Source organism: Endozoicomonas sp. ONNA1 (genome assembly GCF_024606325.1).
Taxonomy (GTDB): Bacteria; Pseudomonadota; Gammaproteobacteria; order Pseudomonadales; family Endozoicomonadaceae; genus Endozoicomonas_A.
This window is the reverse complement of record NZ_JAHHPN010000758.1, coordinates 1-13,984: the sequence shown is the minus strand read 5'-3', so window position 1 is coordinate 13,984 and position 13,984 is coordinate 1. Positions and strand designations below refer to the sequence as shown.

At 48.5% G+C, this 13,984-nt stretch carries 13 protein-coding genes; 6 read left to right on the top strand and 7 right to left on the bottom strand.

The genetic code is table 11. The annotated features are described in order from the left end of the window. Nucleotides 1–49: 49 nt before the first annotated feature. Entirely contained in the window at nt 50–1,486 is a 1,437-nt protein-coding gene (gene aspA / locus KDK19_RS18230; protein WP_257275985.1) for an aspartate ammonia-lyase, read from the bottom strand. 395 nt (nt 1,487–1,881) lie between these two features. On the opposite strand from aspA, the gene KDK19_RS18225 reads away from it, so the two are divergent. Continuing rightward, on the top strand, nt 1,882–4,212 hold the full coding sequence (locus KDK19_RS18225) for an inositol phosphate phosphatase SopB (RefSeq protein WP_257275980.1): 2,331 nt from the start codon (nt 1,882–1,884) through the stop codon (nt 4,210–4,212). Between the two features lie 71 nt (nt 4,213–4,283). Further along, a complete protein-coding gene (locus KDK19_RS18220; RefSeq protein WP_257275978.1) occupies nt 4,284–4,754 on the top strand; it encodes a glycine zipper 2TM domain-containing protein in 471 nt (156 codons plus the stop codon). 42 nt (nt 4,755–4,796) lie between these two features. On the opposite strand, the gene KDK19_RS18215 is transcribed toward KDK19_RS18220, so the two are convergent. The 5 genes from KDK19_RS18215 to KDK19_RS18195 all read right to left on the bottom strand — a co-directional run bounded on the left by KDK19_RS18215 (nt 4,797) and on the right by KDK19_RS18195 (nt 8,915). Then, a complete protein-coding gene (locus tag KDK19_RS18215; RefSeq protein ID WP_257287207.1) occupies nt 4,797–6,365 on the bottom strand; it encodes a glycosyltransferase family 39 protein in 1,569 nt (522 codons plus the stop codon). Next, complete coding sequence (locus tag KDK19_RS18210) at nt 6,347–7,153, bottom strand: ChbG/HpnK family deacetylase (RefSeq protein ID WP_257275976.1); 807 nt, start codon at nt 7,151–7,153, stop codon at nt 6,347–6,349. The genes KDK19_RS18215 and KDK19_RS18210 overlap by 19 nt, the downstream gene beginning before the upstream one ends. After that, on the bottom strand, nt 7,150–7,518 hold the full coding sequence (locus tag KDK19_RS18205) for a GtrA family protein (protein ID WP_257280454.1): 369 nt from the start codon (nt 7,516–7,518) through the stop codon (nt 7,150–7,152). Before KDK19_RS18205 ends, KDK19_RS18210 begins: the two co-directional genes overlap by 4 nt. Next, nucleotides 7,505–8,473, bottom strand: a complete 969-nt coding sequence (locus KDK19_RS18200; RefSeq protein ID WP_257275972.1) for a glycosyltransferase family 2 protein — start codon at nt 8,471–8,473, stop codon at nt 7,505–7,507. The genes KDK19_RS18205 and KDK19_RS18200 overlap by 14 nt, the downstream gene beginning before the upstream one ends. Before the next feature lie 136 nt (nt 8,474–8,609). Then, on the bottom strand, nt 8,610–8,915 hold the full coding sequence (locus KDK19_RS18195; protein ID WP_257275970.1) for a hypothetical protein: 306 nt from the start codon (nt 8,913–8,915) through the stop codon (nt 8,610–8,612). A gap of 25 nt (nt 8,916–8,940) precedes the next feature. Here KDK19_RS18195 and KDK19_RS18190 point away from each other — a divergent pair, with 25 nt between their 5' ends. The 3 genes from KDK19_RS18190 to KDK19_RS18180 all read left to right on the top strand — a co-directional run bounded on the left by KDK19_RS18190 (nt 8,941) and on the right by KDK19_RS18180 (nt 11,543). Further along, nucleotides 8,941–9,252, top strand: a complete 312-nt coding sequence (locus tag KDK19_RS18190) for a hypothetical protein (protein WP_257292523.1) — start codon at nt 8,941–8,943, stop codon at nt 9,250–9,252. A gap of 413 nt (nt 9,253–9,665) precedes the next feature. Continuing rightward, nucleotides 9,666–10,508: a sulfurtransferase gene (locus tag KDK19_RS18185; RefSeq protein ID WP_257280456.1), complete on the top strand. Its 843-nt coding sequence runs from the start codon at nt 9,666–9,668 to the stop codon at nt 10,506–10,508. A gap of 114 nt (nt 10,509–10,622) precedes the next feature. Further along, nucleotides 10,623–11,543 (top strand): M14 family metallocarboxypeptidase, encoded by a 921-nt coding sequence (locus tag KDK19_RS18180; RefSeq protein WP_257280457.1) that lies wholly within the window; start codon nt 10,623–10,625, stop codon nt 11,541–11,543. A 96-nt stretch (nt 11,544–11,639) separates the two neighbouring features. Here the strand turns inward: KDK19_RS18180 and KDK19_RS18175 are convergent, their stop codons facing one another. Beyond that, the gene (locus tag KDK19_RS18175) at nt 11,640–11,873 is read right to left on the bottom strand and encodes a hypothetical protein (protein ID WP_257275964.1); all 234 of its coding nucleotides are present in this window, start codon (nt 11,871–11,873) and stop codon (nt 11,640–11,642) included. Nucleotides 11,874–12,244: 371 nt separating this feature from the next. Here KDK19_RS18175 and KDK19_RS18170 point away from each other — a divergent pair, with 371 nt between their 5' ends. Next, nucleotides 12,245–13,606, top strand: coding sequence for a class II 3-deoxy-7-phosphoheptulonate synthase (locus KDK19_RS18170; protein WP_257275962.1), 1,362 nt, complete (start codon nt 12,245–12,247; stop codon nt 13,604–13,606). Nucleotides 13,607–13,984: the final 378 nt, after the last annotated feature.

Sequence of the window (13,984 nt, the reverse complement as noted above, 5' to 3'; positions counted from 1 at the left end):
TGTCTTGTGTCTTGTGTCTTGTGTCAATATAGACGACTGATTTTAACGATCAGTGTACCTTGCTGCTCAGGTCCAGTGGCGCAATCATGTTTTCTGGTTTGAGGATTTCGGCCAGTTGCTCATCCGTCAGCAAGCCTTCTTCCTTAACCAGGTCTACTACACGACGACCGGTCTTCAAGGCCGTTTTGGCAATACGGCTGGAGTTCTCGTAACCCAGATAGGGGTTAAGAGCGGTGACCAGGCCAACAGAGTTGTAGACATAATCCATACATATATCTTTGTTAGCAGTGATGCCCTTAACGCAGCGATCGGACAGCATGAACATACCGTTGGTGAGTTGCTGGATGGATTCCAGAATTTTGTAAACCAGTACCGGCTCAGCGTAGTTTAGCTGCAGCTGGGCTGCTTCAGAAGCCATGGTTACTACCAGATCGTTGCCAATAACGTGGAAAGCGATCTGGCTCATGGCCTCAGGAATAACCGGGTTAACCTTGCCTGGCATGATGGAAGAGCCAGGCTGCATTTCAGGCAGGTTGATGTCATTAAAACCACACAGAGGGCCGGAGGAGAGCAGTCGCAGGTCATTACTCATTTTGGACAGCTTTACGGCCATTCGCTTCAGGGCGCTGGAGAAAATGACAAAAGCGCCCATGTCAGAGGTGGCTTCTACCAAGTCACCCGCCAGAATCATATTCTGGCCGGAAATCTCAGACAGGTACTTAACTGCTAAGGGTGCGTAACGGTTGTCGGCAGTGATACCCGTACCAATAGCAGTACCACCCAGGTTGATTTCGCACAGCAGCTTGGCCATATCCTTGATACGGTCAATGTCTTCACCAATGGTGGTTGAAAAAGCACGGAATTCCTGGCCCAGCGTCATAGGCACGGCATCCTGCAGCTGGGTACGACCCATTTTCAGAACGTCCTTAAACTCTTCTGCTTTGACATCACAGGCGTTCTTCAGACTCTTGGCGGCTACAACCAGTTCGTTGTGCTTCAGCACCATGGAAAGACGCATTGCCGTTGGGTAAACGTCATTGGTGGACTGAGCCATGTTGACGTGTGTGTTAGGGTGCAGGTGCTCGTATTGACCACGACGATAACCCATTAGTTCCAGCGCGCGGTTGGCAATGACTTCGTTGGCATTCATGTTAGTGGAGGTTCCGGCACCACCCTGAATCATGTCAACGGTGAATTGGTCATGCAGTTTACCGGCAATAATTTCGTCACAGGCGTCCGCGATGGCGTCGGCTTTGGCTGCGTCCAGCATTCCCAGATCACGGTTGGCCAGTGCGCAGGCTTTCTTAACCATGGCCAGGGCTTTCGGAATGTTAGAGAAGTGGTTCAGTGTGACACCGGAAATGTTGAAGTTTTCCAGGGCTCGCTGAGTCTGGATGCCATAGTAAGCCTCCCGGGGTACAGGGGCTTCACCCAGCAGATCATGCTCGATGCGGTATTCGTTCAGATCAGTATTATCCAGTGCCATTGATGTATCACCACTAAAAAGGAATATCGGCAACAAAAGGTGTGGAGTCTGGTTAACCACCACCTCAAAGAACAAGGGTTAGTCTGTTCCTGCTTAGAACATCCGGCAATATGAAATTCTACTTATCAAACTATTACAGATCTCATCATGAAAGGTCTTAACGGGCATTAACAGGTTATGAGCTTCGCCTTTGGCTATTCTTTTATATAGAGTTTCAAGGGCTTATTGCTAATGTTACTGAAACATATTCCAGGTTTGCTCTTCAACCCGGAAGCGAATGGTCTCAGATTCGTTCCCGGTATAATCAGACAGCCCCTCTAACGAAACTGGTTACGGTCTTTTTCCGGGAATCTGGACCGAAGACGGAATTTATACTCGACTAAGGAGTCAGTGCAATGGATGGCAGCAAGCTCCCAACGGGTCTTCAGCCCACATCAATGAACCCTCACGCAGCAGCGCCAGATGTCGGGGAAACGGAAAAGGTCGGGCGTAGCCGTCGTCAGAACAGAGTGGTCAAATCCATCAGGAATGTTCTGAAAAAGTTGTCAGGACTGGCTAAACGGACGCCTCGTGATGCTCCGATACAGCAGAGACAGGTTGCCATAGTCAGGCAGCCCGAACCCTGGAGGGTGTCTGGCAATACCCGCCCCCCGGCTCAGGCAGACAGCATTTTCAAACAGCAGGGCTATGTCTTTGACGAGGTGACAATGGATCAGGGTGACAAGCCTGAGGTTCAAAGGGCTTATCAGCAGGCCAGAAATCAGTATGAGAGTGCGGCCGTCTCTGTAGCGAAAGAAGTGCTCAGTGAAGCCCGGCAACAGACGGATAGTGGTGAGCTGATTCTGGCAATGAAAGAGTTCATCCAGCAGCATGAGCAAAAGATTCATCAGGACTATGAACCCGTAACGAAAGAGATGTTGGATGATCTTCGGAAGCTCCCTCATAAACTCCTCAACGAATTATCTCTGAGAAATGTCGATAGAGAGGTTGCTGGTGAAGTGTTCAAGATGCATCTGCAGGAAAGCAGGGATACCCAGACCCTTTTAAATCACTACCAGATGCCCGTGTCCGATGCTGAGGTGGCTGTTCCCGGCAGTACTCATGACCACAAAGAGTTTTTCAAGTTACAAAAGCTACAGTTTGATACCGCCAGAGAGGTTCTGAATAATAAACTTCAGTCGGCCCGGGGCGAGGGGGATAAAGAGGTTGCGGCGCGATTGACCAATCTTGATCGACAGCTATTGAATGAGTTAGGACGACTTCAGCAAACGGTTCAGTTAAAAGGCGATGAACCTGTCAGCAAAGAAGAGATGCGCAAGGCCAACGAAGATTATCCGAAAATGCTGCAGGATGCCCTGGTGTCAGCAGGGGTTGATAAACAAACCGTGGCCAGCGATTTCGAGGCGGCTTATATCAACCAGTTAAATAATCGTTCCTGGAAAACGACAGAAAAATCTTTTTCTCAGGCTGGTATTGAATTCATTTCCAGGCAGCAGCCTGCGGCTGAAATCAGAGTGCCTGAGTCTGTAAAGGGTGAAGTATCCCGCCTGTATGATATTGACTATGAAGGTCGTGGGGTCGGCTGTCTTGATTCCACCAATACAGATCATGCCACAAGCCTGAATCGCAGTGATTTTTCGATTAATAATAGCAATGTCTATACTGGCATACGGCATGGGATTGCTGATCCCTATGGTGTCAAAGGGAATCCGGATCTCAGGGCTGAAGGGGGGAAAGCGAGGGTCAAGGAAATCCTGCTTTCGGCCCTTGCAACCCGGCCTGATATTTTTGAACAAGCTCTGGCAGCAGCAGAAGGAGGGCCAGTTCCGACCCTGATGACGACTTCCACTTCTCTGGTCACTACCGGTCTGGGTTCTGGAAAAGAGAGAAAAATCCAAAAAGCTCAGAATGAAGCTTTCAAACACTTTACCGATCCTGCAAAGCAACCTGTTACACTAGAACTTCCGGGGGCTGATGGACAGACCCGAACCATCAAACTTAATTTCAAACAGGCACGCTTTAACATTCCTGTAAACTGGGGTGGGGTGGGTGGCGCTTCTCTGTTAACAGGTGGGCGATCTTTCCAGAAAAAAATGAACGATCCTGCTATGGAAATGCTGGTGGGCAAGTCAGATAAAGCGGGCATTCAAGGGGGGATGGCCGGTGAATTTCTCAGTAATATCTCAAAGAAAGGTGAGGCCATCATGGCGCAGGCCAGGGGCGCCGAAGCGGCTGGTGATAGAAAAAAAGTCTCTGAACTGAATGCTCAACTGGATCAGTTAAAAAGGGATGCTCGATCAGTAGAGGATCTCACTGCCCAGATTAAGTCGATCTATAAAAAAGGTCGGCACTACCATCATCATCATGATGCCTATAAACTGGCGTGCAGAGTAGCCCTGTTGACTCATAAAGTGGGGGCTGTGCCAATATCCAATTGCAAAAGCGGTAAAGACAGAACTGGAATGCTGGATGCCGAAATCAAGTTTCTGGCGGCCAGAATTAATCCGGAAACTGGCAAAGTACCTGAGCCTGGGCCTATTTTGGATCCTGCTGACAGAGCCTTGTTCCAGACGATTCTCCGGGAAAGCGGTAATCTGGAAGTTCAGGAACAAAACGTGGGTGTCCGGGGGTATAAAACAGAACATGTTAAATCGATCACCGAAAGAGTTGGTGATCCTGACATTCGTGAAGAAGTCAGAGGGCTTTCCAAAATAGTGCGCTCCTGAGGAATTTTGTCTGTATGGCGCGGTCTAAGCTGGATGGGAAACAGAAATCAAACATACCGGGAGACACATTTATGAATAATAGGATCAAACACACAGGGATCGTCTTGCTGCTTTCATTCTCTCTGGCCGGTTGTACGACCGATCAGACAGGGACTACCTACTCTGCTTCTGAAGCGCGTCAAATGCAGACAGTCCGGTTTGGTACAGTAGCTGAATCCAGACTGGTCAAACTGGAAGGTACCCAGGGCGAGGTTGGTACTGTGGCGGGTGCAGCGGTGGGTGGTATTGCCGCTTCCAGTATTGGTGGTCAGCGTGAAAGCGCCATTGCTGCAGTAGCTGGAGCCGTTGCCGGTGGTGTTTTGGGTAATATGGCCGAGAAGAAAATTACTTCTAAGCAAGGGGTTGAGCTGACAGTGAGGCTGGATGATGGCTCTTATGTTTCTGTTGTTCAACAGGTTGACCCTGCGGTTAACTTCGCTGCGGGCGATAAGGTAAAGATCCTTACCCAGGGCACTGCCAGTCGGGTTGTTAAGGTGCAGTGAAGTAAAGGTGGATGGGCTTGCTCAAAGCCCTCTGACAGCTTCTCAGAGGATCTCCTGAGGTCTCAAAAGGTAATACTCTACAAACAGTTTTGGCTTATTATCCACTTTAAATTTGGTCACAGGCTCAAATGCAAAACGTCCCAAAAATTCAGCCTCAGGGTAGTTCTTTTCAAGCCGACGCCTGACCTCTCCTGAGTACCGTTTGCCATCCATTATGACAATGATCCCGCCTTTATTGCGGAAATCTTCTTCTTTCATCCAGAGACTTTCTTCCCGGTTCAGGCCAAAATATGGAATGGTTTTTCGATTGCGGCTATACGCCACCAGTTCAGCAACGTGGTAGTGAAGGCCGCCCAGATAAGGCATGTAACGGTCGTTCTCAGGGTGATCTCCCTGATGTAATGCCCATAATTCTTCCGCTTTTAGCATCTGGGCCCGTAGAGGCGTGAATTCCACCGAATCCCAGTAATCCTCATCAAAGACAGGTTTGAACAGCAAGTAGCTGCATCTCAATGAGACAAACAATAGCCCAGTGAATAAACACCAGAACGCCACTCTCTTGAAACGCTGGTCATCAATCAATGGACGAGTCCAGGCCAGCAATAGCAGGGGCAGCCAGGCAAAGTAGGGGGTAGCCCACCGGGATACGAGCTTTTCACCGGTTATCAGTCCAAACAAGAGTGTAAAAGCGAATGGACCTGTAGCTATGGCGATTAGAAATACTTTTTTGAAGCGATCATAATCGACAAGAAGCTTGGGGGCTCTGAAAAGTGGGATCATTAGAAGGAAAAATACAAGAACATTACCCAGGTTGTTCTTAATAAAGTCCAAAGGAAATATCAGATGATCCCAGTTTGAACCTGTTCCGTAACGATCACTGTCAACGTAGTTTTCTCCCAGATAGCTTACTGCCGCAAATTCATGCTCCCATAGCCAATATAGATGGGGGGAGGCGATGGCCAGAGACAGAATCCCGCCCAACCAAGGGCCAATGGAGGAAAGAGCGAGGTTGCCTTCCCGGGTGATTAAAAGAACAATCAGTAAGGGAACAAACAATACAGCGACCTGATATTTAGTCAGGATGGCCAGTCCTGACATGATTCCAGTCAGCAGCCAATAACCCAGAGATTGGCGGGTCACTGCAAAATAAAAAGTCAGGACAAGAAAGGCCCAGATTGGGTGCTGAAGCGTATCTGGTGTTAGCCTTTCTACCCGGTTGCTGTAAAAGAGAATGCCCTGTAACAGAAAGACCGCCAGCAGTGCGCCTGCCTCGGTTAAATATTCTCTTGCAAGACGCCAGACAGCAATAAAAGCAATCACTACGCTGATCTGGGCAAATAGATAGACAGGCCAGTCGCTGGCGTCACTTAAGTTTGAGGAAAGAGCGGCAGTCCAGGCTGCCAATGGAGGATGTTTTTCATACCCCCATTGCCAGAGATTCCCCCAGGCAATGCCTTCAAGTGTGTCAGAGTGAAGCGTGTTTCTGACTATCCAGGGACCGAGGGTCCAGAAAATTAGCTGGAAAAAGCAGATCAGGCTGAGCCAGCGAAAAGGGTGTTTTATTACCACGGATGAGGGTGAAGAGTCAGCAATCATTGCTTCATTCTGCACAGATCCACTCCTGTTTGTTGACAGCTGTCTGGAAATTGTTGGCTCGATAAATAATCAAATTCTAACTGTCTGGCTTTTGGATGATCGAGTTTTTTTTGTCCCGCGGTTTTACCAGGGTGGCACATGATTAGCCCTCTGTCGTATGAATCAGAGAGCCACGATGACATCAGGGTTGCGTAGTTTACTTCCGGTTTCAGTGAATAAACACCAGCAAAGGAAGTATTGGTATTGATGCCCTGATTGATCAATTCACGGAGTAGGTTCTTACTACCGGAACCTTCAATAATATAGCTTTTCAGTTTTCCACCGTGACGGATAACCGGGGTAACGCTTCTCACCCAGAAAGAAGGTGCGGGCTTATGAGCGTCTAATACCGATAACAGAGCATTACGCACCATGGGCAGGTGGTGTATATGCTGATGGCCATCAACAAAGTCCGGGGCTCTGCCGGTAGCGTCTATAAAATGCTGATATTGCGTCGTTATTTCTTCCACCATTGCAGTCCTGTCCAGCAAGCGAAGATGGCTCCTGATTAATAGCTGATTCAGGCTGGGGAACCCGTCCTTGTAAAAGGAACTGAGGCCTTTTCCTTCTGTTAAATTCAGATGCAGGCCAATATCAACCTTTTCCCGGATGTTCGTCAGGCTTCTTGCCTGCTTTATCCAGTCAGGGCCAGTGACGAGGCAGCTAGTGGCCTGAATTGTGCCCTGACTGGCCAGCTGCAGAATAGCTTCTGATACCCCGGGGTGTATCCCATAATCATCTGCGCACAATGTTATTCTTTTCATTTAAAGGCCCAGTATTTGCTCAGGGTATAAGTGACCAAAGGTATTGTGGCCAAAACGATAAAGCTGGCCATCAGATAATTTAAAGCGGTGTAGGTTAACAGGAGGGTATAAAGCGACTGATTGAGTACAAAGCTGCAGAGTAACTGAACCAGCAGGAATTTCACCAGAGCATTGCGATGAACATGCTGCTTGTGATTAAAAGTCCACAGTGAATGCCCCAGGTAGCTTACGACAAAAGCCAGAATGAAAGCGGCAGGGTTGGCCAGCAATGGGGCTAATTGAGTCAGGTCTACCAGAAGCCAGAGGACCCAGAGGTGAACAGCTGCAGCCGCAGCACCGGTGACAATAAACTTAATCGGTCGCATTACTGTCCTTCTGATTTTTGAATCCCAGCTGTCTTTGTATCAGGTACATTGGGCGTTTTTTCACTTCGCAGAAAATACCGGCAATATACTCACCCAGTATCCAGAGAGACAAAAGCTGTATGCCACCGATAAAGGTGATAGCGACAATAACCGTGGGCCAGCCTGGCAGAGGTGCACCGAGAACAAGGGTTCGAAAGATGATAAAGAATGCATAAAAAACCGAGATAAATGAAATAATCAGTCCGAGCCCACCTACAATCCTTAGCGGTAGAGTAGTGAATGCGGTAATGCCTGAAAGAGCCAGACTGGTCAGTTTGCCGTAGCCCCAGCCGGACTGTCCCGCTAGCCGGCTTCTGACCTGAAAGGGTAGGCCTATACTCTTGTAACCCACCCAGGCATAGATGCCTTTCATGAACCGGCTGCGTTCTGGCATGGCTTTCAGGGCATCGACAACGACCTTGTCCATTAGTCGGAAGTCGCCTGCGTGAGCCGGTACATCAATGCCTGTGCTGGAATGCATGATTCGATAAAAAAATTGTGCGCCTTTCTTTTTCAGGAAAGATTCGTTTTCCCTATCTTGACGAACGCCGTAAACCATCTGGTAACCCTGCCGCCAGTAATCAACAAAAACAGGAATCATTTCCAGAGGGTGCTGAAAGTCTGCATCGATCAGAACCACAGCGTCACCGGAAGTGGCATCAATTCCGGCAGTTAATGCGGTTTCCTTGCCGAAGTTTCTTGATAGCTCTACCAGCTTGATCCTCGGGTCATCACAGAATGGCTCGACCAGTTCAACTGTTTTGTCGGTGCTGCCATCATCCACCACAATAATTTCAAAACGCTCAGTGATGGCTTCCAGTTGCTCTTTCAGTGTTTCCATGAACTGACTAATAACCGGACTTTCGTTGAAAACCGGCACCACACAGCTGAGTAAAAATGAGTTATTAACGGGCATCTTGTCTCCGGCTCGATAATTTATAGGGTCATGAGTCTCGCGCCTCATCCTTGAATAGGGAGCGTTACATCCGACTCATGGCTACTTTTGATTGTTATTATTTATCGGCTTGACACTGTTTCCAGTAAGGCTCAATTCATTCAACTGCAGAAAAAGAAAAAGGTTCCTCTTCGGTAAAAATGCCACCTCCATCGTAGTGGCTGATTGAGCACTTCCGGCTCATTCTTGTGGCTATAAATTGAGCAAAGGTCTGCATCCATAGTGGTATGGTGTCAGTGAAAAAGCAAGTCGCGATCATAGTTTGGCAGGACTGAAACAGGATTGGGGATGACTCCTTGTCGTTATCAGAATCTTTTAGCCGGAGCATTCTGTCAGCCCGTGGCACAGAAGCATGACCAATGTCCTGTTGTCTGATAGTGTATAGTCCGGATTGTGAGATCATACACGGACCTTTTGACGGAGTAGCTATGAGAAAGGAGCATCTGATCGCCCTGGTATTTGGTATTGGTATTCTGGCTGTTGCCGCATTGCTTTACCTGATGCAACCCGTTGCTGAGCCCCAGCAGGAAGTTACTAACAGTATACTTGTTGAGACTCCCGTTGAACCCGAGGTAGAAATCAGGGCGCCTGAAGAAGACGATGGCTTCCCTTTGCAGAGCGGTGATGTGACACGGATTATTATTGATGATGAAGCAGAGGATATCAGTGATATTCTGTCTGAGAAGGTTCTGATTAACGACGAAGTGGTGGACCAGAGCGAATTGGATGAAATGGATTAGTGAGATATTTCAGTTGAGGCTTGTTGATTACAAGTTTATGGGTAATATCTCACAAAGCCTGAAGGTTTTTTCCTGCATTCTGTCCACCATTGGGTTGATAGATTGAAGGTGCATGGACAGCGAATTCACACGGATGTGAACCTACCATGGATAAACGGGTAATTGCCCTGAATCTCATCTCAGGGTTCTCGCCCAGCCTTGCCTTTGTTGTGATCAGTTATAAAATCTCCATGAAGTATTCTCATCAGAATGTTTGAGCATTCTCCGGGATAATGGCCCGATGATTCCAGTCATGTTTTTGTTAAAATACAACTCAGATTCACTCCGAAGCTAAATTCAGGTTTTTGGAATAGACTGCGTATCTGACTTATGGCTTATTGGACTCTTACTGAGAGTTCAGATGGATTTATAAGATGTCACCTTTCATAGAACCCGAAATTCTGGAAACCCTGCTCACTGACCCTGAAGTTGTTGTCCTTGATGCCCGCTTTAGTCTCTTTGATCCCACGCTGGGGCAGACTCTCTACAGTCAGGGGCACATCCCTGGTGCCCGATACATTGATCTGGAGAAAGATCTTTCTGCAGCGGTAGTTCCCGGGAAAAGCAGCAGGCATCCTCTTCCGGAGCCCGAGGTGTTTGTTGAACTATTGAGAAATCTGGGTATCAGCAAAACAACCCATGTCGTTGTTTATGATGAGGCTGATTATACTATGGCTGCCCGAGCGTGGTGGCAATTGCATTGGGTTGGTGTGAAATCTGTTCAGGTTTTGTATGGTGGCTTCAAGAGTTGGACTGCTGGCTGCTATCCTGTGACGACTGAAACACCTGTCGTTACCCTCTCTGACTTTACGGCTAACGTTAATCACAGCATGACGGTCTCTGCCAATGAAGTTATGGAACAATTGCAAAATCCGGCTTTTCGTTTGATAGATGCCCGCGCTCCTGAGCGTTTTGCCGGAGAGGTAGAGCCTCTTGACACTAAAGCAGGTCATATACCCGGGGCTATCTGTTATCCATTCACTTCAAATATGGATGATTCAGGTTCTTTTCTTTCTGCAGAGCAGTTGCAAAAACAGTTGGGTAATCTGATGGTGGATGGGCTTGACCCTGTGTTCTACTGCGGCTCCGGTGTTACTGCCTGTCATAACCTTCTCGCTATGGAATACGCCGGTTTGTCGGGTGCCAAACTGTATCCGGGTTCATGGAGTGAGTGGATTACCGATGAAAGCAGGCCCATAGCAACTGGTTTGAATTGAAGCTATGTGCAATCCGGTTGAAAGCCTCCGGGGCAGGATGTTCCCGCCACAAGCGACTAATGACTGAACTCTGTATACTGTGCACTTTTCATTGAATGCGCTAAGGGCAGAGAAATGGGCAGCAGTTATAGATTCCCGATTGGTACTCCTGGTCAAAAGTGGGGAGAGGAAGAGCGTAAAACCTGGTATGAACAAGCCACTATTAAACGTGAATACCAGAAGGAAGTTGTGCCCAAAATCATGGCTTTGAAAGAGCACTACGATGTTGAGCAGTATGGTGCCCTGTCCTACGATGTTGAACGTTTTCCCCTTTATGCCATCAAGAGCCGAAACTGGGACTCCAGCAAGCCCGTTGCTCTGGTGACCGGTGGAGTCCACGGATATGAAACCAGCGGAGTCCACGGTGCGTTAAAGTTTTTGGAAGCCGAGGCTCTGAATTTTGTAGATCACTTCAATATCCTGGTGGCGCCTTGTATCAGCCCATGGGGTTATGAAACCATCAATCGCTGGAATCCCAACGCCATTGATCCTAACCGTTCCTTTTATAAAGACAGTCCGGCGGAAGAGTCTGCCAACTTGATGAAGCTGGTGGCGGGTTTGGAGCAGGAGGTATTGATTCACATCGATCTGCATGAAACTACAGATACCGATGAAACAGAATTTCGTCCAGCTCTGGCAGCACGGGATGGTGAAGACTATCTGGAAGGAGGAATACCTGATGGTTTCTATACGGTTGGCGATACTGAAAACCCTGTTCCCGAATTCCAAAAGGCTGTGATTGATTCTGTCAGGCAGGTGACGCACATAGCACCCGCAGATGCTCAGGGCAATATTATTGGTTCCCCGGTGACTCAGGAAGGTGTGATCCACTATCCAATGAAAAAGCTGGGCCTGTGTGGTGGTTTGACAGACTGTAAGTTTGGTACGACGACGGAAGTTTATCCGGATAGCCCAAAAGTGACAGACGAAGAGTGCAATGATGCTCAGGTCACAGCCGTTGTTGGCGGTCTCAAGTATGTGATCGGTCAACTCTGATTGTGAACCGGCGTTTCCTGCTGTCCGCAATGACTGCAGGAAACATCTGCCGCAAACTGGCTCCGGGAAAATATAAACTGACAGGATTCCGGATCATCAGCGCAGCGGAGTCAGCTCGCGAATATCTTTTTCCATGGCCAGCTTACTGACGACCTGATTCTGACTGGTAAAGCCTGTGACAGACATTTTTACTTCGTAGTGGCCTCTCTCTGGAACCAGTTCAGCAGAAAAATTGCTGATCTTCAGACCGTCTTCTGCACTGGAATTCAGTACTTTTTCAAGATTGTCCAGGCTACCTGTGGTGACCAGTCTGAGTTTAAGCACGCTCACTGTATTCTCCTTCTTTTCCCGTGATGCTTTATTCCGCAAGGGCAAAAAAAAAGCCCCCGGACCTTCTCTTGGTGCGGGGGCTGCGTTCTCTGCTTTTCAGCTATCCACGACAGGCCCCGCAGCACATAATAATGCCACGTTTCATCATGGTTTTGGTCACGGATAGCATAGAATTCATCTTGGTTAATGCGCTTGGCTAAATTTCCAGTGCATTGTATATCAAATTTTTCAATTGTGTGTAAAGGCTTTTTACTGAGAGACTCAAAGTCAAAAAAAGCTGCCCGGTTGTCTCAGGTTAGGCTTTATCCATTACTTTCATGTAAAATGACCCGTTATGTTCATGAGGCAATACGACGCCCTGAGAGGAGTAAATGAAACAATGGCAAGTTGATAGCTGGAGAGAAATGCCTGTCATCCAGCTGCCGGTATACCCCGATCAAGATCACCTTCAACAGGTGGAACAGCAGTTGCACCGCATGCCGCCACTGGTCTTTGCCGGTGAGGTAAGGGCTTTGCGCCAGAAGCTGGCAACTGCTACTCAGGGCAAAGCATTTCTCTTGCAAGGTGGTGACTGTGCTGAGAGCTTTCTGGAGTTCTCGGCAGATAATATTCGGGATACCTTCAAGGTCTTGATGCAGATGGCTGTTGTGCTGACATTTGGCGCCAGCTGTCCAGTCATCAAGGTAGGCCGAATGGCTGGCCAGTTTGCCAAGCCCCGCTCGTCAGGTACCGAAGTCATAGAGGGTATTGAGCTGCCGATTTATCGCGGCGACATCATTAATGGTATGGAGGCCACAGCCGAGTCCAGGATTCCAGATCCTCAGAGAATGCTTGATGCCTATCATCAGGCATCATCGACTCTGAACCTGCTCAGGGCTTTTGCCCAGGGGGGGCTCGCATCCCTGGAACAGGTTCATGCCTGGAATCTGGATTTTGTCGCCAGCAGCCCACAGTCTGAGCAATACAGTCATCTGGCCGATCGAATTGATGAAGCGCTTGATTTTATGAAGGCCTGTGGTATTTCTTCCGAGCATTCCAGAGTGATCAGTGAGACTGATTTTTATACCTCCCATGAGGCTCTGTTGCTGCCTTATGAGCAGGCCATGACCCGTCAGGACAGCCTCTCCGGCAACTGGTATGACTGCTCGGCACATATGCTCTGGGTAGGTGACAGGACTCGGCAGGTTGAAGGTGGTCACGTTGAATTCGTTCGGGGTATCAGCAATCCAATTGGTCTGAAAGCGGGTCCAACCATGCCTCCGGAAGATCTGATTCGCCTGATTGATCTGATCAACCCGGATAACGAAGCCGGTCGTCTGAATGTGATTGTGCGTATGGGTGCTGATAATGTTGAAAAGCATCTGCCAGAGCTGATTCGAGCTGTCGAGCGAGAAGGGCGCCAGGTGTTGTGGAGCTGTGATCCCATGCACGGCAATACATTCAAGGCTTCTAACGGTTACAAGACACGTGAGGTCAGCCGAATTCTGCGTGAAGTGAAACAGTTCTTTGCGGTTCACCAGGCAGAAGGCACCTATGCTGGCGGTGTTCACTTTGAAATGACCGGTCAGAAGGTTACAGAGTGCATTGGTGGCTCCCGTGCAGTGACTGAAGATTCTCTGGGTAATCGCTATCATACTCACTGTGATCCAAGACTGAATGCCGATCAGGCGCTGGAACTGGCTTTCATGATTTCCGATACTTTAAAAGACTGTCGTAAATTGCGAGAAAGTTGATCACGATGATTTAGTCGGACAGGGGCCTTCGGGGAGGAGCGGTGAATGGTGTTGTTAATGCCGCCAACTCAGCAAGGAGGGGTTGGTGTTAATGACTTCTTCAATGGCTATCATTAAGCAGGAATCTTCCCGGCTTGGCTAAGAAAGTAACCATCAGCGGAAAAAACACCTTACACTACAAAAGACGTTCTTGAGCAAGTTGAAGGGTGTTCTTTTTTTAGTCGGCTGAATTTTGTGGCAAATACTTTTGTCAAAGGCGAATCATTTTGGTAGATTAGCCGCCGTTCCGTGACGGGGTCTTAAGAGCCTGTCGCGAAAAAAAGACGGGGTATAGCGCAGTCTGGTAGCGCGCCTGCTTTGGGAGCAGGATGTCGGGAG